The 25819-nt window shown below is 68.6% G+C and carries 12 protein-coding genes; 4 read left to right on the top strand and 8 right to left on the bottom strand.

The genetic code is table 11. From position 1 onward, the window contains the following. Positions 1 to 2: 2 nt before the first annotated feature. Positions 3 to 428: a hypothetical protein gene (locus tag ACIQD6_RS19950; RefSeq protein WP_401884259.1), complete on the bottom strand. Its 426-nt coding sequence runs from the start codon at positions 426 to 428 to the stop codon at positions 3 to 5. 270 nt (positions 429 to 698) lie between these two features. Here ACIQD6_RS19950 and ACIQD6_RS19945 point away from each other — a divergent pair, with 270 nt between their 5' ends. After that, on the top strand, positions 699 to 2384 hold the full coding sequence (locus ACIQD6_RS19945) for an N-6 DNA methylase (protein WP_401884258.1): 1686 nt from the start codon (positions 699 to 701) through the stop codon (positions 2382 to 2384). A gap of 47 nt (positions 2385 to 2431) precedes the next feature. Here ACIQD6_RS19945 and ACIQD6_RS19940 read toward each other — a convergent pair whose 3' ends face one another. Genes ACIQD6_RS19940 through ACIQD6_RS19930 form a run of 3 tightly spaced genes read right to left on the bottom strand, consistent with a single transcriptional unit; the run spans position 2432 to position 7669 of the window. Continuing rightward, positions 2432 to 4585, bottom strand: a complete 2154-nt coding sequence (locus ACIQD6_RS19940) for a UvrD-helicase domain-containing protein (protein ID WP_401884257.1) — start codon at positions 4583 to 4585, stop codon at positions 2432 to 2434. A 40-nt stretch (positions 4586 to 4625) separates the two neighbouring features. Further along, positions 4626 to 5846 carry an McrC family protein gene (locus ACIQD6_RS19935; RefSeq protein WP_401884256.1) on the bottom strand — a complete coding sequence of 407 codons (1221 nt, stop codon included), beginning with the start codon at positions 5844 to 5846 and terminating at the stop codon, positions 4626 to 4628. Next, the gene (locus ACIQD6_RS19930; RefSeq protein WP_401884255.1) at positions 5843 to 7669 is read right to left on the bottom strand and encodes a DUF4357 domain-containing protein; all 1827 of its coding nucleotides are present in this window, start codon (positions 7667 to 7669) and stop codon (positions 5843 to 5845) included. Before ACIQD6_RS19930 ends, ACIQD6_RS19935 begins: the two co-directional genes overlap by 4 nt. A 179-nt stretch (positions 7670 to 7848) precedes the next feature. On the opposite strand from ACIQD6_RS19930, the gene ACIQD6_RS19925 reads away from it, so the two are divergent. Beyond that, positions 7849 to 10317 carry a DUF2786 domain-containing protein gene (locus tag ACIQD6_RS19925; RefSeq protein WP_401884254.1) on the top strand — a complete coding sequence of 823 codons (2469 nt, stop codon included), beginning with the start codon at positions 7849 to 7851 and terminating at the stop codon, positions 10315 to 10317. Positions 10318 to 10456: 139 nt separating this feature from the next. Here the strand turns inward: ACIQD6_RS19925 and ACIQD6_RS19920 are convergent, their stop codons facing one another. Continuing rightward, positions 10457 to 10891, bottom strand: coding sequence for an ATP-binding protein (locus ACIQD6_RS19920; RefSeq protein ID WP_401884252.1), 435 nt, complete (start codon positions 10889 to 10891; stop codon positions 10457 to 10459). A gap of 163 nt (positions 10892 to 11054) precedes the next feature. Between ACIQD6_RS19920 and ACIQD6_RS19915 the strand changes: the two genes are divergently transcribed. Together ACIQD6_RS19915 and ACIQD6_RS19910 are read left to right on the top strand one after the other, a co-directional pair. Beyond that, complete coding sequence (locus tag ACIQD6_RS19915) at positions 11055 to 11915, top strand: helix-turn-helix domain-containing protein (protein ID WP_401884251.1); 861 nt, start codon at positions 11055 to 11057, stop codon at positions 11913 to 11915. Further along, on the top strand, positions 11912 to 12097 hold the full coding sequence (locus tag ACIQD6_RS19910; protein WP_401884249.1) for a DUF397 domain-containing protein: 186 nt from the start codon (positions 11912 to 11914) through the stop codon (positions 12095 to 12097). The genes ACIQD6_RS19915 and ACIQD6_RS19910 overlap by 4 nt, the downstream gene beginning before the upstream one ends. A 36-nt stretch (positions 12098 to 12133) precedes the next feature. Here the strand turns inward: ACIQD6_RS19910 and ACIQD6_RS19905 are convergent, their stop codons facing one another. The 3 genes from ACIQD6_RS19905 to ACIQD6_RS19895 are packed head-to-tail and all read right to left on the bottom strand — an operon-like array spanning position 12134 to position 25535. Then, entirely contained in the window at positions 12134 to 16168 is a 4035-nt protein-coding gene (locus ACIQD6_RS19905; protein WP_401884248.1) for an Eco57I restriction-modification methylase domain-containing protein, read from the bottom strand. After that, entirely contained in the window at positions 16168 to 19170 is a 3003-nt protein-coding gene (locus tag ACIQD6_RS19900; protein ID WP_401884246.1) for a DEAD/DEAH box helicase, read from the bottom strand. Before ACIQD6_RS19900 ends, ACIQD6_RS19905 begins: the two co-directional genes overlap by 1 nt. Before the next feature lie 29 nt (positions 19171 to 19199). Then, the gene (locus ACIQD6_RS19895) at positions 19200 to 25535 is read right to left on the bottom strand and encodes a protein kinase (RefSeq protein WP_401884442.1); all 6336 of its coding nucleotides are present in this window, start codon (positions 25533 to 25535) and stop codon (positions 19200 to 19202) included. Positions 25536 to 25819 lie beyond the last annotated feature (284 nt).

Here is a 25819-nt window from a genome sequence, read left to right as displayed (position 1 = left end):
GCTTATTCCGTTGTCGAGTCGTTGCCGTCATCCTGGCCACTCGGGCCGTTCGGACTGTCCTCGCCGTTCGAGAAGAACCGCTCGATCCGCTCGTCGTCGTCGCGGGCCTCCCGGCCGGTGATGCGCAGAGTCGACCCGTCCGGACGGGTCGCGACGATGGTCCGCTGCGGGACACGCGCGAGCCAGACCTGCACCCCGGCGGCGACGAATGAACCGGAGCTGATCATCAGGCTGACGGCGTCCATGGAGACCCCGCCCTTGTCGGTGTCGCCGCCGGCCGCGCGCTGACGGGGCAGATCCAGCGCGGCGCCCGGGTCGACCTCATTGATCTCACCGAGCAGTTCACGAGCTTCGCGGCGGGCCCGCAGCGGGTCGTCGTCGACAACGGAGATCCGGTATCCGTCCGGGTCCTCGCGGATGGTGCTCACTTGTTCCCCCTTGGTTCACCGCGCTGCGACGCACGGGGGGACGAGGGTAACGGTGGTGGTGGGGCCGATGCACACGTGTCCCCGAGAGGAGTCCGGTCATTTCCGAAACGAGGCTGATCAATGGCGTGAAACGAGCTGTGGTGCGGATGGAGGGCGCGGGTACGTCCCCGAGCGCCCCGCTGCCACGCGGCATACGGACTCTCCGGCCCCACGGAAGTGTGTACGACGTCAACGGGTCAGACGTTCGGGAACTCCGTGTACGGTGAACCCGTGAAACCCGTGAGAAATGCTGCCTCAGCATCTTCCGAGCCGCTGGTCTCCGGCTCCGAGATCGCCCGTCTCGCCGGGGTCACCCGCGCAGCGGTGTCCAACTGGCGGCGGCGCTACGAGGATTTCCCCGCCCCAGCGGGCGGTAGCACGAGCGGTCCGCTGTTCGTCCTGGCCGAGGTCCAGGCGTGGTTGGACAAGCAGCGCAAGGGACAGGAGATTTCGGACGACGTCCGGCTGTGGCAGGCTCTGCGGGCCGCCCACGGGGACGACATGATCACCGGCCTTGCCGATGTCGTCCGGCTGCTGGCGCGAGTCGAGCCGGTCCCGGCGCTCTCCACCGATGTCGTCCGCCTGGTGAGAAGCCTGGAAGAGGCCGAATCCGCCGCCGCGGTGGTCCACGGCCTCAGCGAGCGGTTCACCGATTCGGTGCGGCGCGCCGGCTCCGACCAGGTCACCTCGACCCGAGTCGTCGCAGCCGTACGTCACTTCGCGGGAGATGTACCGGCCGACGCCACGCTGTTCGACCCCGCCTGCGGCATCGGCACGCTCCTTCTCGCGGTCGGACCCGAGGAGGGGCCGAGGCGGTTCGGACAGGAGATCGATCCCAGCAGTGCCTGCTTCGCGCAACTCCGGGCGGGCCTCACCGGGCGGGCCGAGGTCACCGTCGTCGCCGGCGATTCCCTGCGTGCGGACCAGTGGCCGGAACTCCGCGCCGACCTCGTCGTTTGTGACCCGCCCGCCGGTGTCACCGACTGGGGCCGCGAGACACTGCTGCTCGACTCCCGCTGGGAGCTGGGGACGCCGTCGCGGGCAGAAGGTGAACTGGCCTGGCTCCAGCATGCCTACAGCCGTACGGCGCCCGGTGGGCGGGTCCTCATGGTCATGCCGGCCTCCGTCGCCTACCGAAAAGGAGGGCGTCGTATCCGTGCCGAACTCGTACGACGCGGCATTCTCGAACAGGTCGTCGCACTCCCCGCGGGCATCGCCGCGTCCCACGCGCTTCCCGTGCACCTCTGGCAATTGCGGCGACCTCGTTCTTCACAGGAGGGCGCCACCTCGGTACGACTCGTCGACCTGACCGACAACCGCCCGGACGGAAGGCTGAATCCGGAGTCCGGGCAGGTCGCCGACGTGCCGCTGATCGATCTCCTCGATGACACCGTCGATCTCACTCCCGGGAGCCACATGGCGGCGTCACACCGCGACTACAGCGCCGATTACCGTTCCCTGCGCGCGGAGTTGGACGAGCAGCTGCGGCAGGTCGCGCTCCTTCTTCCCGCCCTCGCACCAGGGGGCGGGCCCGGGTCCCTGAAGGGGCCGACCGTCAGCGTCGCCGACCTCGCGCGGGCGGGCCTCGTCGAGTACGCGGACCCGGAACCGGTGTCGGTGAGCGACCAGCTCGACACCGACTACCTGCGAGGGTTCCTGCACAGCACGGCCAACACCCGGCGCTCCACGAGCTCCAGCGGCACCTTTCGCTTCGACGGCCGCGGAGCACGTCTTCCGCAGATGGACATCGGTGACCAGCGCCGGTACGGAGCGGCCTTCCGGGCACTCCAGGAGTTCGAGGAGCGCATGGGCGCGGTGGCGGAACTGAGCCGGAAGGCGGCCGAGCTGGCCCGCGACGGCCTGGGGAACGGCGCGCTCACTCCCGAGGAGCGGAGCAGCGGTAGCCGAGCCGAGTAACCGAGCGGGCGCGATACCCGGTCAGCGGCGCGCGCTCGGTACGCCGGTCAGCGGCGGCGCCCGCCGTCCGGCACGAACTCGCTGACCGCCCCGCTCCACGAGACCTGTAGGGCCTCGCGTGCCCGCGTGCAGGCCACGAACAGCAGGCACCGCTCGCGCAGCATGTCGGAGCCGTGCTGGAGCGAGTCCACCTCGACACCGGTGACCTCCCGGGCGAAGGGAAGGGCACTCGCCGTAGCGCCGAGGACAGCGACGCACCGGAACTCAAGCCCCTTCATCGCGTGCATGGTCGCGAGCCTGACTCCGTCCGTTTCCGGCCCCGGGCTGTCCCTGACCCGCGCCACCGGCACGTTAGCCGCCGTCAGCTTGTCGTACACCTTGTCCAGAAGCGTGTTGAACCGTGCGCAGACGCCGATGTCGGCCGGCCGGATGCCCTGGCCGATCCACTCACCGATCCGCTCCACGAGCGCGGCCACTTCGGCCTGCTCGGATGCGTATCCCTCGGTGTGCGGCCTGCGGCCGTGCAGCAGGGAGCGGTAGCCGGCGAGGCTGTCGCTGCCCTCGCCGCCCAGATCCTCCACGGTGACCGGGGAGAGGATGCCGGTGGACCAGCCCAGGATCTCCTCCGTACTGCGGTAGTTGATGCGCAGCCGGTTCGTACGCCCCGCCACGGAGATGCCCAGAGATCCGAGCGACACCCGTGAGTCGTAGATCCGCTGATGCGGGTCGCCGGTGATGAACAGGTCGTCGTTGCCGGGCGCGACCGCCCCGCGCAGCACACGCCACTGAGCCGGGTGCAGATCCTGCGCCTCGTCGACGACGACATGGTCGTAGCGCAGCTCCGGACCGTCGGCCGCGGACAGGGTCCGAGCCGCCGTGGAGCACACCTGGAGATGGGTGGTGGTGCCCTTCTCCCGCAGGAGGGCACCGAACTCCTCGATCGCGGGCCACAGTTGTCCACGGCGTGCGGGGGAGAGCGGGGTGCCGCGCCCGCGACGTGTGGCGGCCCGGTAGCTGTCCAGGTCGCGGATGTCCTGAGCGAGCACGACATGCCGGTACTCCTGGGCCAGGAACTGCTCGGTCCACGGAAGCCCGAGCTTCTTGGCCACGCGCTGCCACAGCTGCCGTTCTTCCCGGTCACCGATGGGCGAGGGGGCCGCGCCACCGAGTTCGGTGACGACCCGGTGGGCGTAACTGTTCACGGTGCTGACGTCCACGCGGGCGAGTTGCCGCTGGTCGCCGTCCAGAAGCAGGGCCAGGTTGTCCCGGAGGGTGGCGGCCAGCGCGTTGGTGTAGGTGGTGAGCAGGACGCGTGTGTCGGGCGAGCGTGACAGCAGGTGCGTGACCCGGTGCAGTGCCACGACCGTCTTGCCCGTTCCAGGACCTCCGGTGACCTGGACCGGGCCCGCGTACGAGGTCCGGTAGGCGACGCGGCGCTGCGAGGGATGCAGGAACACCCGCCAGGCAGCGAACGGCTTCTCCAGAATGTCCGTGAGCTCGCCCGGCCCGGTGACGAGGGTGATGCGGCTCGTCGTGTTGGCGATGGCCGCGGCCAGGTCCTCGTCCGGTTCGGGAGCGGCGTCGGCGGGTCGCCGTACGGCCACGACATCGCGGTAGACCTCGTCCGGGCCGAAACCCTCGGCCAGGTATTGCAGAACCTCGAACTGGTCCTCCGGCAGCAGCGTCCCGAACGCTTCCAGCTGCTGCTTGTCGATGACGGTGCGAACGGCCCTCAACACCTGCTGGTCCACGCCCAGATCACGCAGCACGGTGTCGGAGTAGGAAGCGAACAGAAGCTTCGGCGCTGCTGCTGCCGCCTTCTCAAGCGCCGGGGTCAGCTGCTCGATCGCGACCACGTTGCGCACTTCGAGACCGCGTGTCGCCGTGTTCGTCGTGTACAGCCGCTTCGCTGCCCAGGTGTACGCGTCGTCGTGCGGCACGACGTTGACGAGCAGGAAGACATCGCTGCCGTCGTCCGGTGCCAGAACCACGCCCCGCCAGAAGTCATTGATGCGGATCGTCCGCATCCTCGGGTCGCGCGCCTTGTCGACGGACTCCAGATGCAGGCCCTTGTCCGCGCGCAGCTCCGCCACGGTCAGCAGCTGGAATTTCTCCATCGCCTTGCGGACACCCGCTTTGACGGGCTTCTCCAGGACGTCGTAGCTCCCCCAGAAACTGCTGGCCAGCGCAAGCTGCGGCACTGCTGTTCTCCCCACCCCCGTACGGACAATCCCGCCTTGATCATACGCACGGGCCGACGATCACCTGCCGGGCGATGGCACGGATGTCGTTCAGCAGGAGTGGCGGCCGCTGGTCCAGGTCGAGGGCGTGCTGATGGATGAATATGCCCGCGTACCGCACCCGGTGGGCCGTGTGCGGGGCGTTGCCCTTGGCGTAGACGAGGTGACCTCTCGGCAGACCGAGAGCCGTGCAGTAGGCCAGCATCTGGTACAGGTCGGCGTCGGGGTAGCCATCGCGTTTCTCCGCCTTGTACTTGGCGTCGACGACGGCCCGCGGCGTACGCCCCCCGGAGCCGTAGACCACGAGATCGGGCTTCATGCGGATGCGCGCGGCCTCGTCGAGGTGGTGCGAGTCCTGGAGCCGTACGAGGTGATCGCCGCCTCGGAACTCCTCACGCAGCGCCAGCGTCACGAAGTCCTCGAAGAGCTTGTTCATGTTGAACAGGAAGCCGTCGACGCGCAGTCCGCCTGCCGTGTGCTCGGCGGACGAGCCGTCCAGAACGGCGCGCGCGAGGTGCAGCGCCTGGTGGTAGCGGGAGTTGAGACGGGTGGGGTGCCAGGCGGGCAGCTCCTGGCCGCGGACGAGTGGGGTGACGCCGACGAGACGGGAGCGCTGGTGCAGCAGACGCCGGCGTACGTCACGCGGGACGCCGGGCAGCCGCAGCAGCCGGTCGACGGCGGCCCGCAGGATGCGGTTCTCGGCGATGTCGGTGGTGAACTCGTCGTAGGCGATCTCGACCGGGAGAGCGGCCCCGAAGCGTCGGCGGATCTGCTCGGCCTCCCTGACGCGGCCACGGACGACGAGGGAGGAATCCTCCGTGGCCAGATATCCCTGGAGCAGTCCCGGCTTCAGCGCCCGGTCCACCTGCCGCTCGACGGCGTGCGCGAGCGCGGGCAGCAGATCCCGGTGCTCGGCGACCTCCACCTCGCCGTCCCGCCAGCCGCGCGGGTCCAGGCTGTACCCGAGGAGAAAGAACAGCCGGGCGACGGGCACCTTGGGGGTGATCCGGACCGTGACGGGCGCGCTGTCCGGAACATCCACCCGGACAGCTCCCACCTTGCTGCCGGCCCGCAACACCCACCGCCCCGGCGCGTACGCGTCGGGAGCGGCGTCCACGATCCGCGACGCGGCGATTGCCCGGCCGACCGCGTCCGGGAGCGGAACGCTTGTTCCCGGGGCGTGTTCCACCAGCTCGACCACGGAACCGTTCGCCGCGCTCACTCCAGAGGCTCCCGGGCATTCAGCGACTCCCGGAGCGCCGCGAGCCCGTACCGCTTCTCGATGTCCACTCCCTCTCCGTAGTGGTGCTCCTCCAGCAGCGGCAGGATCTTCGTACGCCAGGTGCGCTCCAGGCCGCCCTCCCGGTAGACGCCCTTCCTCATCAAGTAGGAGGGGCCGATCCGGAAGTCCGGCTCTTCGATACGGGAGTTGAGCGCGTCGAGCAGCTCGGCCGGCTCGGGGTCCTTGCCCTGCTCGGCCAGCCAGCGCCGCAGCAACCCGCTCGTCGGCTCGGTACGCGGCGACAGTTCCACGAAGGCGAACCGGCGGCGCATCGCCGCGTCCACGAGCGCGATGGAACGGTCCGCGGTGTTCATCGTGCCGATGACGAACAGGTTCGGCGGCAGCGCGAAGTCGTCGTCGGAGTACGTCAGTCGCACCGACTTGTTGCGGTACTCCAGCAGGAAGTACAGCTCGCCGAAGACCTTCGCGAGGTTGGCCCGGTTGATCTCGTCGATGATCAGGAAGTGCGGGATGTGCCGGTTGCCCTCGCTGGACGCCAGGTCGGCGAGCTCCCGCAGCGGTCCCGCGGTCAGCCGGAAGGCCACCTCGCGGCTGTCCGGGTCCTCCTTCGGCCGAAAGCCCTCGAAGAAGTCCTCGTAGGCGTACGAAGGGTGGAACTGGACGAGCTTCACCTGCTCGGGCCCGCCGCCGAGGAACTCCGCGAGCTTGAGGGCCAGATAGGTCTTGCCGGTGCCCGGTGGCCCGTACAGCACCAGCTGACGCTCGTCCCACAGAAGGTCACGCACCTCGCGCAGCCACTCGGTGCCGTGGACGAGGAGCTCGGTCGCCAACTCATCGGTGGGCACGGGGAGCTCCAGCTCACGCCGGGCGGTGATCGCCGGGATCTCCACGCTCGGGTCGCGCTCTATGGCCTCCGATTCGTCGGCCAGCTCCTCGTCCGTCATGCCGAGCCCCTCGACGAGAGCCCGCACGGCGCTGAGGTCGATGACGTCGTGCTGGATGGACAGCTTCTGCTGCAAGGCCTCGGGCAGGTCCTCGTACGGGTGCCCGGTGGCCTGCCACTCCACGGGACGCCGCAGATTGGTCCGCCGGTCCTCGGACTCCACCTGCTCCGCCTCGCCGGTGATCTCGCCGACGTACAACTGCCCGCCGGAAATAGTGCACACGGTGTCGCCCGGCCTCATCCGGGACAGGAAGGCGTGCAGTTCCTCGATCAGCTGCCGCTTCTGGTTGTACGTGGCCGAGGACTCGTAGTCCTCCTCGACAAGGGCGCGCATCCGGTCCTTGCTGATGCCCTGTTCGACACCTTGCCGCAGATGGGAGGCGGCGAGTGTGAGGCGACCCTCGGGGCGCCAGAGCCGCTGTACGAGGTCGAGTCCGGTCACATTCGAACCGCGCACCAGCCAGGTCCGGTTCGGTCCCCACGACGTCCCGGACATGAAGTTCCCCAGCGGGCGGCCGTCCTCGGTCCGCCAGTCCGTCCAGCCGTTGGAATTACGGCCGGTCAGCACGGCCGCGGCTTCGGACGAGGAGTTGAAGACGATTTCCTCGTACGTCTCCAGCCAGTCGGCCCGGGTGGCGGACCGGCGGATACGGCCCTCTCCGATCAGCCTCTCCCGCACCTTGTGCGCGGAGGCCGCACGCGTGGCGAAGGACGGCACGACGTCCGGGCGCACCGGCTGTCCCGCCCCGACCACGAACCTCAGGCTTCCGTTCGTACCGAGCTCATCGGTCTGCCGTCCCCGCGCCAGCGGCCCTCCGTTCGGCAGCCGCAGACAGAACTCCGGGTATTCGTCCGCCATGGATCTCCTCGTCCGCCCGTCGCATCAGATCTTTCGAAGAGCGTACGGGGGACCACTGACAGCCGTCTGTGAGAAGCCGGTTACACCACGCATAGGATGTGAACCCATTTCGGTCGCAGGGGGGGCGGGCGGCTGTCCGGACGTGGACGGCCCGGGGCCCGGGGGAGGGGAAGAACGTCATGGCGGACCACAGCACAGGCCATGTGACAGGGGCAGATCATGGGGCAGGCCGAGGAACGGCCACGGAATTCGCCACGGCACGAAGGATTTGGCTGCGGACCCGTGTCACCGAACTGAGCGACGTGCTGGCCGATCACAGCCCCCGGCTGCACGCCCTGATCCCCTCCGGCCTGGGCGACCAGCGTTTGGTGAACGCGCTGGTGACGCTGCGCATCGCCGCCGACGAGGCACGCGTCCGGCCGATGGGCGAGACCGTCGCCTGGCTGGAACTGCTGATTCCGCAGGGCCACCGCCATGATCTGCATGGCGCCGTACGAGAAGTCCGCGTCGCCTCCGTCCTGGCCGGCGACCCCGCCCTGTGGTCCTGGAACGCGGAGGCCTGGGAGGAACTGCTCCTCGCACTCTGGCGGCGCGACCGGGCCCTCATGGCCGACGGGTCGTACGCGGACGACGAACTGGTCTCCCGATGGGGCGTGCGCACGCCGCGACCGGCGGACATCCAACACCCCGAGAAGGCTCCCGAGGCCAACGGGTACGCGCTCGCGCCACTGACCGATGTCCTGGCCTCCGAGGCGGAACCGGTCCGGCTTCTCGTCCAGGCGGTTCTCGCGCAGCCGCACGCGGTCGACTCGATCGCCGATTCCCTGATCGTGTACGAGGAAGCGTTCCAGGGCGCCGGGCATCTGGCGTTCCTCGCGGGGCAACGCCTTGGTGCCCGGTACGTGCATGAGTGGTGCGAGAAACAGGCGAGCGAGGCGACCGAGGCCGGCGCGGCGTTTCTGGAGGAGCTGTCCGACGCTGTCGACACCTACCTCGACCACGTCGTCCAGCCGGTGATCAACTCGCTCTCGGTCCCTGAGCGTGTCCTGCTCACCACCGGTGAACTCCCCAGCCGGCGGGGCGCCGACGAGTATCTGACCGAGTTCCTCGACTGCGTCCCCGTTCCGCCGGTGAACGCCGGCCCCGAAGGCGTGCCGGACGACGAGGTCGCGCGCGAGGCCGAGGCACGCATGGCACGAGGCGAACTGACCTGGCACGGGATGCGTGGTTCCGTGCCGGTCTGGTACCACGTCGTCACCTCTCCGCAGGAACGGGCGGCGGCCCTGGCTCTCTCGGGCCGGGCATCGTCGCCGGCGATCCACGTACACACCGATCTCGAAGTGCCCCGTCAGTTCGACCTGTTCGACGGTCTCTTCCTCGCGGACGGGCCGGACCGGCCGGACGGATCGGACGGGTCGGTTACCGAAGCGGCGCCGGACGAGTGGTATCCCGAGCCTGGCATCGAGATCCGCTACTCCCGGCACAGCGCGACCGACCTGTGCGAGCTGTCGGCTCTCGCCCGGCTCGGCCACGCGCGTCTTGAGTTCCTGGTACCGGAGGCGGACGGCGGTATCGGCCTGCTCAGGTCGCTCAGGGCCGCCGTCCGCCCCGGCGACGCGTCCGACTGGGCACGGGAAGCGTTGACCGTCCTGCGCACGCTGGTGTCACATCCGGACGATCTGGCCGATGCGGTGGCCCGTGAGTCGGTGGGCGAGGGCGATCCGGAGGACTTCGATGAAGATGACGAGCTGAACGACCTGGGCGGTCCTTCCGGGAGCGTAGGCCCTTCCGGGGGTGCGGGGGCACACGGCGGGCAGAAGGAACCGACCGGCACTACGCGGCCGAACGGCCCGGACGATCCCGAAACGCCGTCCCCCTCGCCCTCGACGTCCGGTTCGTTGCCCGCAGCCTTGCTGGCGCGGGTCAAGGCTGTCCTGCGCCAGGCCGAGGACCCTGGGGCCACCAAGGCCGAGGCCGAGGCCTTCCTCAAGAAGGCCACGGAGATGATGGCCAAGCACGGTATCGAACGGGCCATGCTCTCCGGTGACGAACCGACCTCGGAGCAGCCCGCCGACCGGGTGGTCGAGGTGACCGCTCCCTGGATGCGTGAGGGCAAGCGGCTCCTCGCCTGGATCGCGGGAGCCATGCGCTGCCATTCCATCTACCCGGGTGGCAAGGCGAACCGGCACCGGGTGCACCTGTTCGGCTTCGCCTCGGACCTGCACGCCGTGGAGGTCCTTTACGTGAGCCTTCGGCTCCAGATGTTGCAGGGTGCCGAGCAGGCATCCACGCAGCACCGGCCGGTCAGGGAGGAGGCGCGCGCCTACAAGCGCTCCTGGATGCTCGGCTTCATCCGTGCCGTGACCACGCGGATCGGCGAGGCGGAACGAGCGGCTCGGGACGAGGCCGAGCACGACCGGCACCAGGCCTCTTCGGAGGCCCCCGAGGGACGCAGCGTGGCCCTCGTCCTCGCCGACCGAACGGCAGCGGTGCAGGAGAAGGTCGCGGCCCGCTACCCGAAGCTGAGCAAGTCGCGCCCGAGCCAGTTCAAGGGCAGCGGCTACCGGCAGGGGCACGAGGACGGCCAGCGGGCCAATATCGGCGGAGTCTCCCTGGAGGACCAGGAGGAGACGGAGCTGACCGCCTGACGACCGCTGCCATCACGCTCGGCGGGCCGGGAACCCGTCGGTGGTGGTTTCTTGTACCGGAATGCCCGGCACGCGGGAATTCCGGTACAGGATGGGGAGGTTGCCCCCTGACTGCCTGTCGCTGCACGGTCGGGCTGATTCAGGCGTTGGTGGTCACGAGCGCCCAGACGGTCTTGCCGCCAGGCGGATACGGCTCCGTCCCCCAACCGTCGGCGAGCGCGGTGACCAGGAGCAGGCCACGGCCGGACTCGTCGTCGGGCTCCGACTCCCGCATGCGGGTGGGTAGTTGCTCGCCATGGGCATCGGTGACCTCGATACGGAGAGCCCAGGTCGAGGCGTCGAGGACGAGCGCGAGGCGAAAGTCGCGGCCCCGCACCTGGCCGTGGAGGACGGCGTTGGAGGCCAGCTCGGCGACGATCTGCTCGGCGCGTTCGGTGACAGCCGACGGGACCCCCCAGACGCGGAGTTGCTGTGAGGTGAGCAGCCGGGCGAGCCGGGCCCCGCGCCGGGTGGAGGAGAGCAGCTGCGAGAACGTGCCCAGCACGGCGGGTGACTGAGGGAATGCTGAGGTCATGAGGGCCACGGTGGCGGTTGCGTGGAGACCTGCACCAGCATTCGATCGCGTACGCAGAGTCAGCGTACGGGCACTTAGAGTGGACGGTACGGCGGTTGATCGTCCACTGTGGGTGAGTTGGAGCGCGGGAAGATCTCACGCACACACCTGGAGGTGGCCGCGTATGACGACCGACAACGCCGAAGTGGATGTGGCGGGCGGCGAATGGGAACGGGAGCCCGACCCGTCGGACAGTCTGCGGACTTTCGGAGCCGTCGTCCAGGCCTTGCGCGAACACGCCGGGCTCAGCCGGGTCGACTTCGGCGTGCGGGTCTGCTTCTCCAAACACACTGTGGAATCGGTGGAGTTGGGGCGGCGCATGCCGGACGAGATGTTCGTGGAGCGCGCCGAGGAGGCGCTGGGCAACACGGGGGCGTTACGCAAGGCGGCGCGGCATCTGACGCGGGGGGAGCCGGGAATCGCGGCGTGGTTCCGGCGGTGGGCGCGGCTGGAGAGGGTGGCGGTGAGCCTGTGTACGTACGAGTGTCGGCTGGTGCCGGGGTTGTTGCAGTCGGAAGGGTATGCGCGGGCGGCGTTCGACAACAGTATTCCGCCGCTGTCGGACGACCAGATGGAAGCGCAGGTGGCCGCCCGTTTGCAGCGGCAGCAACTCATTCGGGAGCGGCCCAACACCTCGTTCAGTTTCGTGATGGATGAGCACATCGTGCAGCGGCAACTGGGCGGAGTCGATGTCACGCGCAGACAGTTGGATCACATGCTGGTCTTCGCTTCGCTCCGCAATGTCTCGATCCAGATCATGCCGACGATTTGCCAGTGCCACGCTGGCATGGACGGTCCGCTGGCCCTGCTGGAAACTCCGGACGGCAAGCATCTTGCCTACTCCGAAGGGCAAGAGAGCGGCCGGCTGATTGCTGACCCGAAAGAGGCCGCCGTTCTGCATCGGCGATATGCGACACTCCGCTCACAGGCCCTCACGCCCTTGGACTCCGTGGGTCTGCTGGAGCGGATCAGAGGAGCACTATGAGCGACACCGAACTGGCCTGGTTCAAGTCCAGTTACAGCGGCACTCAGGGCGACAACTGCATCGAGGTAGCTGTCACCGAACGGGCCGTCCACGTACGAGACTCCAAGGATGTGGAGCACCCGCTCTTCGCCGTCGGCCGCGACGGCTGGGCGCAGTTCGTACGGTACGCCGCGCACGGCTGAGCTCTTCCCGAGCTCAGCCGTACCACCGGAGGTACCTCAGCCAGCCTCGGGCCGGGCCGGATGGCGCGGGCCCTGGCCCGGGGGCGGGCTGAGTGTGGAGGTGTAGTTCTCGCCGTCCACCAAGGGGTTCTCCAGGCTGACACCTGCGGCTGCCATGCGGTCGTACTCGGCGAGGATCAACTCCTTGGTGCGGTACGAACCGTACTTGGCCTCGTCCTTGCGGCGGACGATGGGGAAGGTGTCGAGGATGTAGTCGGTGTCCTCGCGGGGAATTCCATAGAAGTGGAAGAAGAGGGCGTCCAACTCGGCACGAATGATGGCGCGACGGGCCTCGTCCCAGAGGAAGGGGGTGCCGGTGTCGCCTAGATCGAGGGCGAACGGAGTCATGTCGTGGGCGGTGTAGGTGAGTTCAGTGGTGCGCGGAATAATGAATGCGCGATGCAGTTCAAGATCATCTGGGAGCGGTGCGGGGATCTGCTCCGATGTACTCTGAGGGATGCTCGGCTGGCTGAAACTGTTCCGTAGTACGTAGTCGTACGGGATAGAGTTATATGTGGCTAGCAGCATGGCCAAATTATCGGCAGAGGGGCCCGCTGAGAGGGTCCATCCATACGAAGCTGCCCCCCATGGGATGAGCGCGGCGATGGATGTACGCTCGTCATTATTTCGAGCCACGCGTCGATGACCAAGCATTCCGGTCTTGCATCCGAATCTCCGGCGCTCTTGACGTTTTCTTGTCTCTTCTGAAGAGATCCAATATTGAGGCTGCACTACAAATTCTGCATCCCTTACATCAAGCTGGGAAGTTTCGTGAGTGCCCGTCGAGTCGGCGAAACGATGAGTGTATTGGTGCCCCATTCGCCCCTCGTAGAGGGGTAGCATCTCGGCGTTTCCCTTCGTGAAGATATTTCCCTTAAGTGTCCATCCATCGGATTTGAGAGACTCGTGCGTATGGAAAAGGTGCGAATCCTCTGTCATGTGAAACATGCGCCCCAGCGAGACGCCCCATGGGTTCCGCGTGGGGGTGCCAACCTGGATAAGAACCGGTAGGAGGCGGTAGATGGCGAGGGAGATCTCGGCGTCACGTCGGGATCGGAACACGGGGCAGGTTCCCGTGTTGGGATTGAGAAGGTTTATCTCCTCTGGCGTTAGGGTGAATACCTTTTCCGCGTTATCCAGTTCGGCTGGATCGTGAAGGAAGAAGGAGAACAGGGCGACTCGTTCCAGTAGGGCAGTGCCCGTGAGGGAGAGAATGCTGAACTTGAATGAGCGGTGAACGTCAGGGAAAAGGGGGGCCGCGTTCTCGAAGTCATACAGCGCTGCGATCGACTTTTTTAGCACCAGATCGTTGAAGAAATGTTGGGTAGTTGTGTCCGTGGCGATTCCCGTTGGGACAATCACCCCCATGCGGCCGAACGGGTTGAGTAGGCTTCGGTTGCTCTCTGAGAATGCGGCATATGTGTTCACGGTCCCGAGGCCGGTGAGGCGGTATTTCCTGGAATTGCGGATGAAGTGAGCCTCGCCGTCCCCGCGCCGCTTATTCGAGCTGAACTCCGCGGCGAGCTCGGGGTGCGTATAGGGAAGTGCTGCGATGAGTTCGCGCCGGGAAGCCGCGTTCGGGGCATTTGCGATTTCAGGATCTCGCTGTGCGAAGAACTCCTGTTCCTTGAGTTTGATCCGCTCCCAGGGAGGGTTCCCCAACAGTGCGTTGAACCCTCCAGCCCACCCAGTTGCCTCGTCGATACCGGCACCTGACTCTGGGACGGAGAAGACCTCTGGAAACTCCAGGTGCCAGTGGAAGAACCGGTACTCGTCTCGCAATCTCACGATCTCGTCGTGTGTGGACTGCGGAGCCGCGGCCTCCGCTGGGTCCTGGAGGCGAGTGAACAGCCCCTCTGTCACAGCTGCCGGCGCACCCACAGTCTTGCGCCACGTGAATGCCGCGCACCAGGCGTCGGCGACGTGCAGGGCACGTACGTACTCCGTCGACTCGGACCAGTCGCGGAATGCGACCTCCTGCTTGCGTACGTCTGTCAGCGTGCCTGACGGCGCGTCAATAATCCGCCGGAGGCCGGAACCGAACACCGTATTGGTGACCTCTGTCTCGCCGCCCAGGTCGAACAGGCCACGCTGACCACCCCGTTCCTGCTTGTTCTGCTTCTCCAGCGCTTTGGCGAACTTTTTGTCGTCGCCCTCGATCGGCTTGAACGCCTCGTCCGGAATGCCATCGCGCAACAGCTTCGGCGTCGCCCCGATCAGCCCGTTCCCGTGCTTCACGTGCGCGTCCAGGAAGCTCAGGGCCTTGCCCGGCTCCAGTGCCTCCAGCCACAGCGACACCTTGGCCAGTTCCACGGCCATCGGGTTGAGGTCCACGCCGTAGATGCAGCGCGCGACGACCTCGTGCAGGGCGTGCCGTACCGCGCCCAGGGTGGGCTCCGGGTTGTGCTCCCGTACCGCCGCCACCTGCTTGGCGATACGGCGGGACGCGGCGACCAGGAAGTGGCCGGAGCCGCACGCCGGGTCGCACACGGTCAGGGAGAGCAGTTCGTTGACGATCGCGTCGGCAGGGTCCGCCGCCCCCGACACGGACGCCGCCGCCTTGCCCCGCTTGACCGCGTCCTGGATGACCGGGTCCAGGGTCGAGTCCAGCAGGCATTCGATGAGCGACGACGGGGTGTAGTAACTGCCCGTCGTCTTACGGGTGTTGCCCGCCACCTCGACCAGGGTGAACGTGCGCTCGGTCGCGCTGTGCTTGGGTTCCAGCTCCAGCAGGGACTCGTAGACGGAGCCCAGTTCCTCGGCGTCCAGGTGGCGGTAGTCGATGGCGCGCAGTCGGTTCGAGCTGCCGTCCCGGACCTGGGAGAGGTGACGCACCGCTGTCAGCAGCGCCTCGTTCGACAGCTTCAGGCTCCGCAGCGGCTCGTCCGTGTCGGTGTCGTTGAACAGGCCGCCGAGGCCGGGCAGGCCCAGTTCCGGCCGGCCCGCCTCGTCGCCCAGGGCGTCGAGCACGATGCGCAGCGCTTCGTACAGGTCACCGTGTGCCGTACCCCGCCGCTTCCTGGCATGGGCGCGCAGTCGGCCCGACGAGAAATATTTGGCGTACCGGTCCCTCGCTGTGTCGTCGGCGTCCGGCGACAGCAGCGCGTCGCGGTCCTCGGCGACGAAGACGAACAGCAGCCGGTACACCATCCTCAGCAGCGCGGCCTGGAGCGCCTTGGGCCGGACGTCCTCGCGCAGCGCGCCGTTCGCCGGGTGCCGCAGGAACCCCGTGCCCAGGGCGGTGATCGCTTCCTGGACGCCCTTGCGGAGCTGGTCCAGCGCCCGCGTCCCCGACGCGATCGCCTCCGTACGCCACTTCTCCAGCCAACACGCCGACGCCGCCGCGTCCTCCGCCACCGCGAACCGGGACACGTGCAGGACCCGGTACAGCAGGACGAACTCGCTGAACAGTTCGCCGTCGAAGATCGCTTCGAGGTCGAACTCGACGTACGACGCCGTGGCCAGCGCGCTGGAGTCACGCAGGGCCCGCACCTGGCGGCCGTTCGTCAGGACGCCCCAGAGGTGGCTCTCCGTCCGGTTCAGGCACTCCTGGAGCATCGACTGCGGCGGGACCGTGCCCGCGCCGCCAGGTCGCTTGTCCAGGTCGGCGTTCCACGCGGCCTGGTGGATGAGGGCGTGCTGCCATCGGTGGGAGACCGGGAACTTCTTCTCCGCGTCGGAGTCGGCCGTGATCCCGGCCGGTCCTACGGGTGTCAGCGGGCCGAAGCCCAGTTCGCGCCAGAGCGGGGCCAGCCAGTCGCTTCCGGCGACTCCGGTCGGGTCGTGCGCGGGAGTGCCCGTCTCCGGGTCCTCGGGGAGGCGCTTGCGCAGGTCGCGCCAGAGTGGTTTCAGGTACTCCCAGCTGCGTTCGGCCTCGTCCCGCACCGAGCGGGACGACGGCAGACCGTAGTCGGCGGGCTTGGAGCCGGGGACGTCCTTGCCCTCGCTGATCCGTACCAGCATGTCGGCCGGCAGCAGCGCGCCGACCGTGTGGACGGCGGAGAACACCTGATTGCGGGTGGTGGCGGACATCAGACGGACTCTCCAGCGGAAGCGGAAGCGGAAGCGGAAGCGGCGACGGCACCGGCCGGGGGCGTGGGCGTGGCGGGCAGGTAGACGTAGGCGCCGAGGATGTCGGCGGGCTTCTGGGCGGTGACGGACAGACCACGGACGATCTCGCGGGATGCCTCGCGGACCCGGCGGTGCGAGGCATCGAGTTCGGCGGCCAGCTCGTCGCCGTACTCCTCCAGATGACGTGACACGTCTCCGAGTTGACCGAGGACGCGGGTCATGGCGCGCTCGCCGAAGTGCGGGTCGGTGTTCTCGGAGGCGGTCGCGTCCAGCAGTGCCACGGCCTGCCTGGACGGCAGCCAGACCGCGTTCTTCGGGGATCCCTGGAAGGCCAGCAGCCGGGCATCCTCCGCGACCAGCTGCTTCTCGCCACTGCGGGAGGGGAGCGTGAGGTGGAAGCGGTAACGGACCAGGAGCAGTGTCGTGCGCGTACCGACGGCGTCCGTGGTGATCACGCCGCAGCGTCGGGCCGGGCGTGCTCCGTCGGCCTGGGTGTCCAGGGCGGCGTTCAGGACGTGGGCCGCGAGGGCGCCGACCACGGGATCGGTCCGGACCAGGGCCGCTTCGCCGCGCGCGACCGCCGGGCTCGCGCGGAAGGAGATCGGGCGGTCCTTCTCGATGGTCTCCGCGCCGACCACCGGTGCGAGGGCGTCGCGCAGGCCGGCCGGCGTGCCACCCACCTGCGCGGTGAAGTCCGCACCGGAAGCAGCGGAAGTACCGGAAGCGCCCGATGTACCCGCCGCACTCGGCGTACCCGACGGGCGGATCACCGCGCTCAGCGCGCCGAGCGCTTCCCGTACGAACGTGTCGACCTCGCCCGCGCCGCCCAGGGAGTCCCGGATCGCGGCGACCTCCCGCGCCACCTCCTGGGGGTGGATGGAGCGCTGTGCGAACCGGGAGCGGGAAGCCTTCTCGCGCTCAGCGGCGGAGTTCCAGTCGTTGTCCAGCTTTGCCGTGCTCACCTTGAACGCGTCCGCGCCGAACAGCGCGTTCTCGTCCTCCCGGCCCCGCATCAGCAGCCACTCGACGATCGCGTCCGTCACTCCCGTCGACATCTCATCGGGCACGGAGACGGAGATGCCGAGGTCCTTCTTGATCTGCCGGTGCTTCTTGATGAGGACTTCGAGGACCTTGCCGTCGATGCCATTGTCCGCACCGTAGAGAGTGATGATCCGGACCTCGTCCCGCTTCTGGCCGTAGCGGTCGACACGGCCCTCGCGCTGGTCGTGGCGGGTCGGGTTCCAGGCGAGGTCGTAGTGGACGACCGAGTCGAAGTAGTGCTGGAGGTTGACGCCCTCCGAGAGGCAGTCCGTCGCCACGAGGACCCGGCGGGCCGCGGGGTCGTCGCCGGCCCTCTCCGCCAGCTTGTCGATCTTCTCGATGCGCTGCTGCGGCGAGAGCGTGCCGGTGACCGCTTCGACCTCGGCGCGGATGCCGCCCTTTCCTCTGAGCTTCTCGGCCACGTACTCAGCCGTCGGGATGTAGCGGCAGAACACGATCGGGTTGTAGCCGTCGGCGAGCAGCGTCTTGAGATGCTTGATCAGGGCCTTGAGCTTGAGATCGTGTTCCGTTCCGTCCAACTCGGCGGCCCGCGAGGCGAGTTCGGCCAGTCGGGCGCCCGCGTCCCCGGTCTGCGCGCCGGGCGCCACGTCCATGCCCTCCAGCGCGTCGCTGTCGGCGGAGTCGCTGTTCAGCGGGGCGCCGAACGTGTCCGCCTCCTCCGCGCTGGCGGCGACGGCAGCGGCCGAGCGGGTCGTGAGCGTCTGTGCGGCGGCCCGGGGCGAGGACACCAGCGAACGCAGCAGGGCGATCGCCGACCACCAGGCGATCCGCGCCTCCCGCCTGCCCTGGGTGCCCGCCGCCTCCACGCGCTCACTCGCGTACGCGATGGCGTCGTCGAGCAAGGCCCGGTAGGCCGGTGACAGCTTGTACGTCTCGTCCTTGAAGTAGCGGTCCGAGGGGAACGCGGTCCGCTCGGCGAGACTGTCGTCGTCGAGGCCGTCGCCCCTGGTCAGATACTGGCGTACGTCCGCCCGCTTGCGTGCCACGAAGTGCTGAGCGAGCAGCTTCCGCCCCGCCTCGGACTCCAGATCCACCGACGCCAGCTCCGGCTTGACCAGTCCCAGCAGATTGCGGAACGCGGACTCCTTGCCGCTGTGGGGCGTCGCGGTCACCAGCAGCAGGTGCCGGGTCTCGTCCCCGGCGACGCGGCGCAGCAGCTCGTAGCGGAGCTGGTTCTGCGAACCGGTGGACGTGTCGTCGGCGGCGACGCATGTATGTGCCTCGTCGACGATCACCAGGTCGGGGCAGTGCCGTACGAAGTCGTCGCGGTGACGGGTGGACTTGATGAAGTCCGTCGAGACAATGACATGCGGGTACCGGTCGAAGAGGGACTGGCCCAGGTCCAGACCGCGCTCCAGCCGCGAGACGGTGGAGGACAGGACCAGCTCGGCGTCGATGCCGAACTTGGTGCGCAGCTCCTGCTGCCACTGCTCGGCGAGGGCGGGGGAGCAGAGCACCGCCAGGCCCGTCGCCTCGCCCTGCGCGAGGAGTTCGCCCGCGACCAGGCCCGCCTCGATGGTCTTGCCGATACCGACGTCGTCGGAGATCAGCATGCGTACGGTCTTCTGGCGCAGTGCCATCAGGAGGGGGACGAGCTGGTAGGCGCGCGGCTCCACCGCGATGCCGGCCAGGGAGCGGAAGGGCCCCGCGCCCGCGCGGAAGCCGATCCGCAGAGCGGTGCGCAGGAGGCCCGCCGCGCGCTGGTCGCCCAGGTCGCTCGGCTCGGGTGCCGCGAACTCGGCGCCCGTCACCGCCTCGAACGCGGGGAAGACGGCGGCGATGTCGTCGTCGGAGCCGCCCAGTGGACGCAGCACGAGCAGATCGGGCTTGCTCTCGGGGAGCACCACCCATTCGCGGCCGCGGGCCGCCACCAGAGATCCTGCGGAGTACGTGAGTGCCATGTGAGTCGTCAAGTCCTCGTGGTGGGTGTTCAGTTGGCGGCGGGCGTGCCGAAGTAGCGGGCGTGGGGAGCGACGATCTCGTTCCAGTCGGTGTCGTGCGGGAAGCGGACGACGTCCCAGCGAGCGTCGAGAAGCCGCTCCTCGGCGTCCTCGTCGCGCAGGGCCGTCGTCTCGGTGTCCGGCAGGTCGACGAACACGGCGAGGTTGACGCCGGGCAGCCGGTACACATAGTCCGCCAGGACGTTGGCCTCAGTGATCAGCGTCTCGCCCTCGTCGGGGAGGCGGAGGCCGCGGTCCTTCAGCCAGGCGAGGAGGTTGTCCTCGCTCACCACGATCTCGCTCACCTCGCTCACGTCGTTCACCTGGACTTCGTTCACCTGGTACGCCTCGCGCGCCTGGTGCTCCTCACGTGCCCGGCGCTCCCGGGCGACCGCCTCATCGCGCTCGGCCGCCGCGATCGCCGGCAGCTTCCGGCCGAGCAACCGCCCGAACTGCTCCGAGCGGGACTCGCCCCGTACGTCCTTCGTGGCCGTCGAGGAGGCGAGCCGCACCAGCAGAGCGCTCACCGCATGCCGGTTGACGAGCGCGTGGTTGAGCTGATTGCCGTACGTCAGCAGGCACTCGTAGCAGCCCAGTGCGCAGGGCCGGTCCGGGTGCGGGCCGCCCAGGTCCTCGCCGTCCTCGTCGAAGTGGCAGATGGCCAGGGCCTGCCGGGCCGCCTTCGCCAGAGCGTCCTTCTCCGACTGGAGGCGGCGCAGCACACCGGCGCCGCCCTCGGCGGCCTCCGTGAACAGAATCCGGTCGCGAGGGCCGTCGTCCGGCGGCAGCAGCTCACTGGACAGCTCGGCGTCCTCCAGCTCGAACGCGGCCTCGATGCCCCGCTCCAGCGCGTACATCAAGGACAGCGCGACCGGCTCGGGCAGTGGCTCGTCGAGCGTGACGACGAGGATGTTGCGGCGGTCCTCCACGTACGGGATGACACGCTTCTTGCGGCGCCGCTCGTTGCCGTCGGCGTCGATCACCGGCAGTTCGCTGGAGTCGCCGGACGCCTCGGACGCGTCACGGTCGTTCATCCAGCGGCCGTCGGTCAGGTCCAGCCAGTAGCCCGCCGGTTCGTCGCTCTTGGCACGGACCCGGCCGGTGTTGGTGATGCGGACCGTCGCCGAGTCCCCGTACGCCACCTGGGCGACGGGTGCGCCGGCGGCATCGGACACCGCGGCGTTGAGCCGGCCCGTGCGGGTGCCATGGTCCTGGAAGCGGTAGGACGTCTCCAGCTTGAAGCCCGCGCGCCGCCTCTCCTCCTCGTCGGAGGAGATCCGCTCACGGCGGGTCGTGTACACGGTGTGCAGTTGCAGCAGGCCGTACGTCGCCGAGCCCAGCGGCTCCTCGCACATATCGCAGCGGTCGGCCCGCAGGTCCGGATCATGGTGGTAACCGCACCGCGCGCAGCGGCGGGCCTGGCTGGTGGCCAGGTCGCCCGAGGAGTCCGGCGGAAGCTGAATCCGGGTCACCTGGTAGCGGGCGCCCTCGTGGTAGATCAGCGAACCGGGGCCGAATTCGCGGATCGCGAGGAACCGGGGCCGCTGGAGGTAGTCGCCGTCCCCCCGGCGGCGACCGACGGTCGGGATGTACGCGGCGAGAGGCAGCCGCGGGAAGCTGTAGCCAGGGAGGAAGCCTTCGGACGCCAGATAACGGTAGGGGTTGAAGTCGGAGAGAACCGACTTGTTGTCCGCGCTCTCGTTCATGAGCAGGTTCAGCTGCGTCTCGGCCTCACGGCGGCGGGCGTTGGCGCGGATACGGTCGCCCTCGGTCAGGCTGTAGTCCAGGCGGCGCTTGTTCTGGATGTACTGGTCGTCGAGCGCGGCACGGAAGAGCTGCCGCCAGCGGTCGAAGGCGCGGTCGAACCGCTCGGCGACCGTCCGTACCCGGTCCTGAATCCAGTCGTCGTGCCACCAGGTGGTGTCCGCGAAGTCCGGCAGCAGCGGTCCCAGCACGCGCAGAGACGCCTCGACGGTGCGCAGTTGCGCGTCCCGGTCGAGGGAGGCGGCCAGGATCTCGGGTTGCAGCTCCAGAGCGGGGGCCGGCCGGTCGCCGGAGTCCGGGTAGGACACATCCAGCACCTCGGGCAGGGCGCGGCCCAGTTTCAGGCCGGCCTCCGCGATCCAGATGCCCTGGAGGTGGGAGATCACCAGGTCCTCGTTGGCGAGATCCAGCCGGGGCGGAGCGACCGCGCCCGCCACCATCCGCTCCGAACGCCGGAAATAGTACTGATCATGGCTGTTGCCCGTCGCGCAGTACGTGGTGACCAGCGCGGGCTGGCCACTGCGGCCGGCCCGGCCCGAGCGCTGGGCGTAATTGGCCGGTGTCGGGGGCACATTGCGCATCATCACCGCGTTCAGCGAGGAGATGTCGACGCCCAGCTCCATCGTCGGTGAGCAGTACAGCAGCTTCAACTCGGCCTTACGGAAGGCGTCCTCGCGTTTCTGCCGTTCCTCGGGGTCGACCTGCGCGGTGTGCTCGCGGGCGAACAGACCGGACAGCGCGCTCGCGGCGTCCTTGTACAGATCGCGGAAGAACGTGTTGACGCGCGGTCCGTCGCCGCTCTGGTACGTACGCGTCAATGGATCGTGGGTACCCGTCTCGCCCTTGCCCGCACGCCAGACGAGCGACTGTGCCGCCACCCGGTAACCGGTCGCGGCGGGTGCGGTCGGCCTGCGGTAGCGGCCCGCGCGCTGCGGAGCCTCGGAGACCTCCTTCACGAGGCCGGCCTTGGTCAGGATCTTCAGCAACTCCGCGATCACCAGCTGGAGATCGTCGGAGTCGAGCGTCTTGAACGACTCGTCCGCGCGCCGCAGATACTTGCCGAACTTTCCGCGCGCCGACAGGAACAGGCTGGAGCGGTCCATATGAGGACGGGACGGGTGCGGGTACGCGGTGCCGACCTTCGGCTTGTCCGAGGCGGACAGCACCCACGGGTCCACGAGCCGCTCCTCGGCGGCACGCTGGAGCGAGTCGAAGTCGTCCCGGAAGTACGACACGTCGATGGCGAGGGAGCGGCGCATCTCGTTCAACAGCGCCTTCATGATCTCGGCGCGCAGGGCCGGATCGGCGTCGCGCAGCGCCTGATGCGCCTCGGCCCACCGGTCCTGCTTGCCCGCCACCCAGCTCAGGTCCTCATAGTCGATCTCCAGTTGACCGGTCTGCTCCAGGTTGGGCATGGTGATGCGCCAGCCGCGTTCCAGGTCCAGATAGAGCCGGAAGGCGATCACATCGCGCAGCGTTCTCGCGGCGTTGCGGGCGAGCGACGGCGCCAGGTCGCTCTCGCCCGTGTAGTCCACGGTTTCGAGATTCAGTGCGTTCGTCACCGTGGACGCCAGGTCCTCGTGGTGGATGCCGTCCTCGCCCGCGTCCAGGGCTGCCCGGTACAGGGCGCCCCGCAACTGCGTGATCTGCACGAAGTCGTTGAAGTGACCCGCCTGGAGCGAGGCGTCCTGGCGGTTGTCCACGAAGGTGAGGAGTTTGCGTGCCTTCTTGTCCAGGGCTTCCTCGGGGACCGACTTCAGCGACTTGACCACCGACGCCGAAATCAGCGAGGTCGCCGAGGAACGGCCCTCCTGGTCGAGCGTCGCCAGCTTCGCGAAGTCCTTCCCGCGGGTCTGCTCGTAGGCCACCCCGCAATGCAGGCAGAACAGGAAGGGGGACGGGACGAACGCGGCCTGGAGGCCGCCGTCCTGGACGGTGCTCTCCCGGCCGAGCGGGTCGACGGTGATGGCACGCGGCACCCGATCACGGTGCGACTTCCTGACGACCTCCTGGCCGTTGTCGTCCAACTCCAGCCAGGACTCGGGCAGTCGCCGGTCGTCCACCGCGTACTGGGTGCCGGCCGGCCACGGCCGGTCGTGGTCGACGTACAGATAGCCGTCGCCCTGCCGCCCGCCCGTCGCGGAGGTGTCACGGCGCGCCTCGTACCGGACCTCTCCGTCCTTCTCGTTCCGCCACACCGTCAGATACTCCTGGCCGCACTCGCGGCAGAAGGCGAGCGGCATCAGCAACTTGCCGCCACTGCCCGGCTGTTCGAGCTGATAGGAGCGGGTGAGGTGGCGCGAGAGCTTGTCCTCCAGAGTGACGTAGACGGTGTCACCCTTGGAGAGGAACTGGTGCAGCCGGAACGCGAACAGCGGCCGTTCGGTCACCGGATGACGGGCCTGTGAGCCCGCCTCCAGCGTGGCGCGGATCGCGGCGGCGCACTCCTCCTCGCCGAGCCCGGACCGCTCCGCCAGCTCCTTCGCCGCGATCTCGATCTTGGCGGGCCGCTGGCGGATCAGACGACCTGTGGCCTCGTCCGTGGCCAGGCCGAAACGGGTCTCGATCCAGCGTGCCAGCGGGTCGCGTACGAGGTCGGAATAGGCGCGGGGGGCGGCGGGAGCCGTGAGTCGCTCGGCCTGGACGGTGTCCGGAGCGTCCTCGGTGGCGCGGACCAGGGTCTCGCCGATGACGTGCTCGGGGCGGACCGCCGTACCGAAGAGGGTGCTCGCCACACCCGCCACGACCTTCTTCTGGTCGTCGAGTGTGCCCTCGGTCGACATGGTGGCCGAGGTGCCGATGCACTGGAGGTGTTCCCGTGCCTGGCACGCCTCGCGGACCCGTCGGATCAGCAGGGCCACGTCGGCGCCCTGCCGGCCGCGGTAGGTGTGCAGCTCGTCGAAGACCAGGAACTCAAGGCCCCGGGCCATCTTGATGAGGCTGGCCCGGTCGGCGGGCCGCGTCAGCATCAGCTCCAGCATCACGTAGTTGGTGAGCAGGATGTCCGGCGGGTTGTCGCGGATCTCCTTCCGGCGCGCCTCGTCCTCCTGCCCCGTGTAGCGGGCGAAGGTGACCGGCTCCCGGCCCTCGCCGTAGCCGTCGCGCAGATACTTCTCCAACTCCTTGAGCTGGCTGTTGGCGAGGGCGTTCATCGGATACACGATGATGGCCCGTACCCGCTTCTCGGCCCGGGGGCCCGCGGCGGCCCGCTCCCTGAGCACCTTGTCCACGATCGGGACCATGTAGGCGAGCGACTTTCCGGAGCCGGTGCCGGTCGTCAGGACGTACGACGCCCCGGACCGGGCGGCGTCGACGGCCTCGCGCTGGTGCTGGTGCAGCGTCAGCGGACGACCGTCGGGAACCGTGCCGCCCTCGGTCTTCTTCGCCTGGAAGATACGGGCGCACTCGTCGTGCAGCACACCCTGGCCGGCCAGTTCGAGGACCGTACCGCCGCCCGCGAAGAAGGGGTTGAGCGACAGCCAGGGGTCCGGCCACTGTGATTTCGCGTTGAGGTCGTCCTCGACGAATCCGGCGATCCGGTCGTCGCGGATGACGGTGCCGCCCTCGGTGAAGGAGCGGTACTCCCTGATCAGAGTGCGGTGGACGCCGAAGACATCCATGCCCGGAGCCGCGGCGGCCCGCCGGGGCTCCTGCGGTACGGGCGCGAGAGTCGCGGCGGACGCGGGCGCCGCGGTCCGCACCGCTCGGACCGGATCGAGCGCGGCCCAGTGAGGGAGGTCCGAGCCGTCGTCGAGGGCGGCCAGCGGCAGCAGAGCGTCGCGGACCTCCGCCGCGTCCGCCGGGCGGGCGGCCGGATCCTTGGCGAGCAGGCGGTGGACAAGACGGGCCAGCTCGGAGGGGACGGCACCGCGGATGAGCTGCACGGGGCTGGGAACACCGTTCACATGCTTGTCGCCGAGCTCGTAGGCCGATTCGCTGGTGAAGGGCGGTACGCCGACCAGCATCTCGTACAGCACACACCCGAGCGCGTAGAGGTCGGCGGCCTGGGTGACCTGTTTGGCCTCGAACTGCTCGGGAGCCATGTACCGGGCGGTGCCGACGCTGACGCCCGTACTGGTCAGGCGGGCTTCGTCGGGATCGTCGGCGATACGGCCCATGCCGAAGTCGAGTACCTTGACGACGCCACCCCGGGTGAGCATGACATTGGCCGGCTTCAGGTCGCGGTGCACGACACCGGCGGTGTGCGCGGCGGCGAGACCGGCCGCGATCTGGGCGCCGATCGCGGCGGCCCACGAGACCGGCAGCTGCCGCTCCTCATGGATCAGGTCGCGAAGGGTCTCGCCGTCCAGGAGCTCCATCGCGAGATACGGCAGACCTCCGTGCGCCTCGTCGACACCACCGTCGACGAGGCGGGTGAGGTTCGTGTGGTCGAGACGCCGCATGATGCGAACCTCGCGGGCGAAACGCTGAACGGCCTTGCTGTCCGTACCGCTGTCGACCAACGCCCCCGAGCGCCGGCGGAGGATCGTCTTGACGGCGACCACGCGCTCAGGATCCTCCTCCGCCGCCCGTAGATCCTCGGCGCTGTGCACCTCGCCCATGTTCCCGGAACCGATGACCCCCGTCGTACGAAACCTGCCGCCGATCAGTTCCTCGCCCACTGCCACTCCTCCGTGCCTCACACGCCCCCTCTTCGCGGGAGGGCGGTCCCCCTGGTAACGCGCGTACCGCCAATGGTGGCAGAACTCCGTGTGCCCGAGTCGTTACCGTACACGAAGGTGTCACATTCTGTCAGTGCATCAGATTGTTGACGATGTCAACGTGACTTCGACTGTCGCGTTCCGGGACACACCTACCGACACATTCTCTGCACACATGGTTGTAC

Origin of the sequence: Streptomyces sp. NPDC088400, from assembly GCF_044753355.1 — a bacterium.
Classification (GTDB): Bacteria; Actinomycetota; Actinomycetes; order Streptomycetales; family Streptomycetaceae; genus Streptomyces.
The sequence above is the reverse complement of the archived record's forward strand: the minus strand, read 5'-3'. Positions and strand labels throughout refer to the sequence as shown.

Bases quoted from the DNA above. Each gene is read 5' to 3' on its own strand.
- ACIQD6_RS19915 (WP_401884251.1), top strand. From the start codon at position 11,055: ATGACGACCGACAACGCCGAAGTGGATGTGGCGGGCGGCGAATGGGAA.
- ACIQD6_RS19925 (WP_401884254.1), top strand. From the start codon at position 7,849: ATGGCGGACCACAGCACAGGCCATGTGACAGGGGCAGATCATGGGGCA.
- ACIQD6_RS19895 (WP_401884442.1), bottom strand. From the start codon at position 25,535: ATGGGCGAGGTGCACAGCGCCGAGGATCTACGGGCGGCGGAGGAGGAT.
- ACIQD6_RS19900 (WP_401884246.1), bottom strand. From the start codon at position 19,170: ATGGCACTCACGTACTCCGCAGGATCTCTGGTGGCGGCCCGCGGCCGC.
- ACIQD6_RS19905 (WP_401884248.1), bottom strand. From the start codon at position 16,168: ATGTCCGCCACCACCCGCAATCAGGTGTTCTCCGCCGTCCACACGGTC.
- ACIQD6_RS19910 (WP_401884249.1), top strand. From the start codon at position 11,912: ATGAGCGACACCGAACTGGCCTGGTTCAAGTCCAGTTACAGCGGCACT.
- ACIQD6_RS19930 (WP_401884255.1), bottom strand. From the start codon at position 7,669: ATGGCGGACGAATACCCGGAGTTCTGTCTGCGGCTGCCGAACGGAGGG.
- ACIQD6_RS19920 (WP_401884252.1), bottom strand. From the start codon at position 10,891: ATGACCTCAGCATTCCCTCAGTCACCCGCCGTGCTGGGCACGTTCTCG.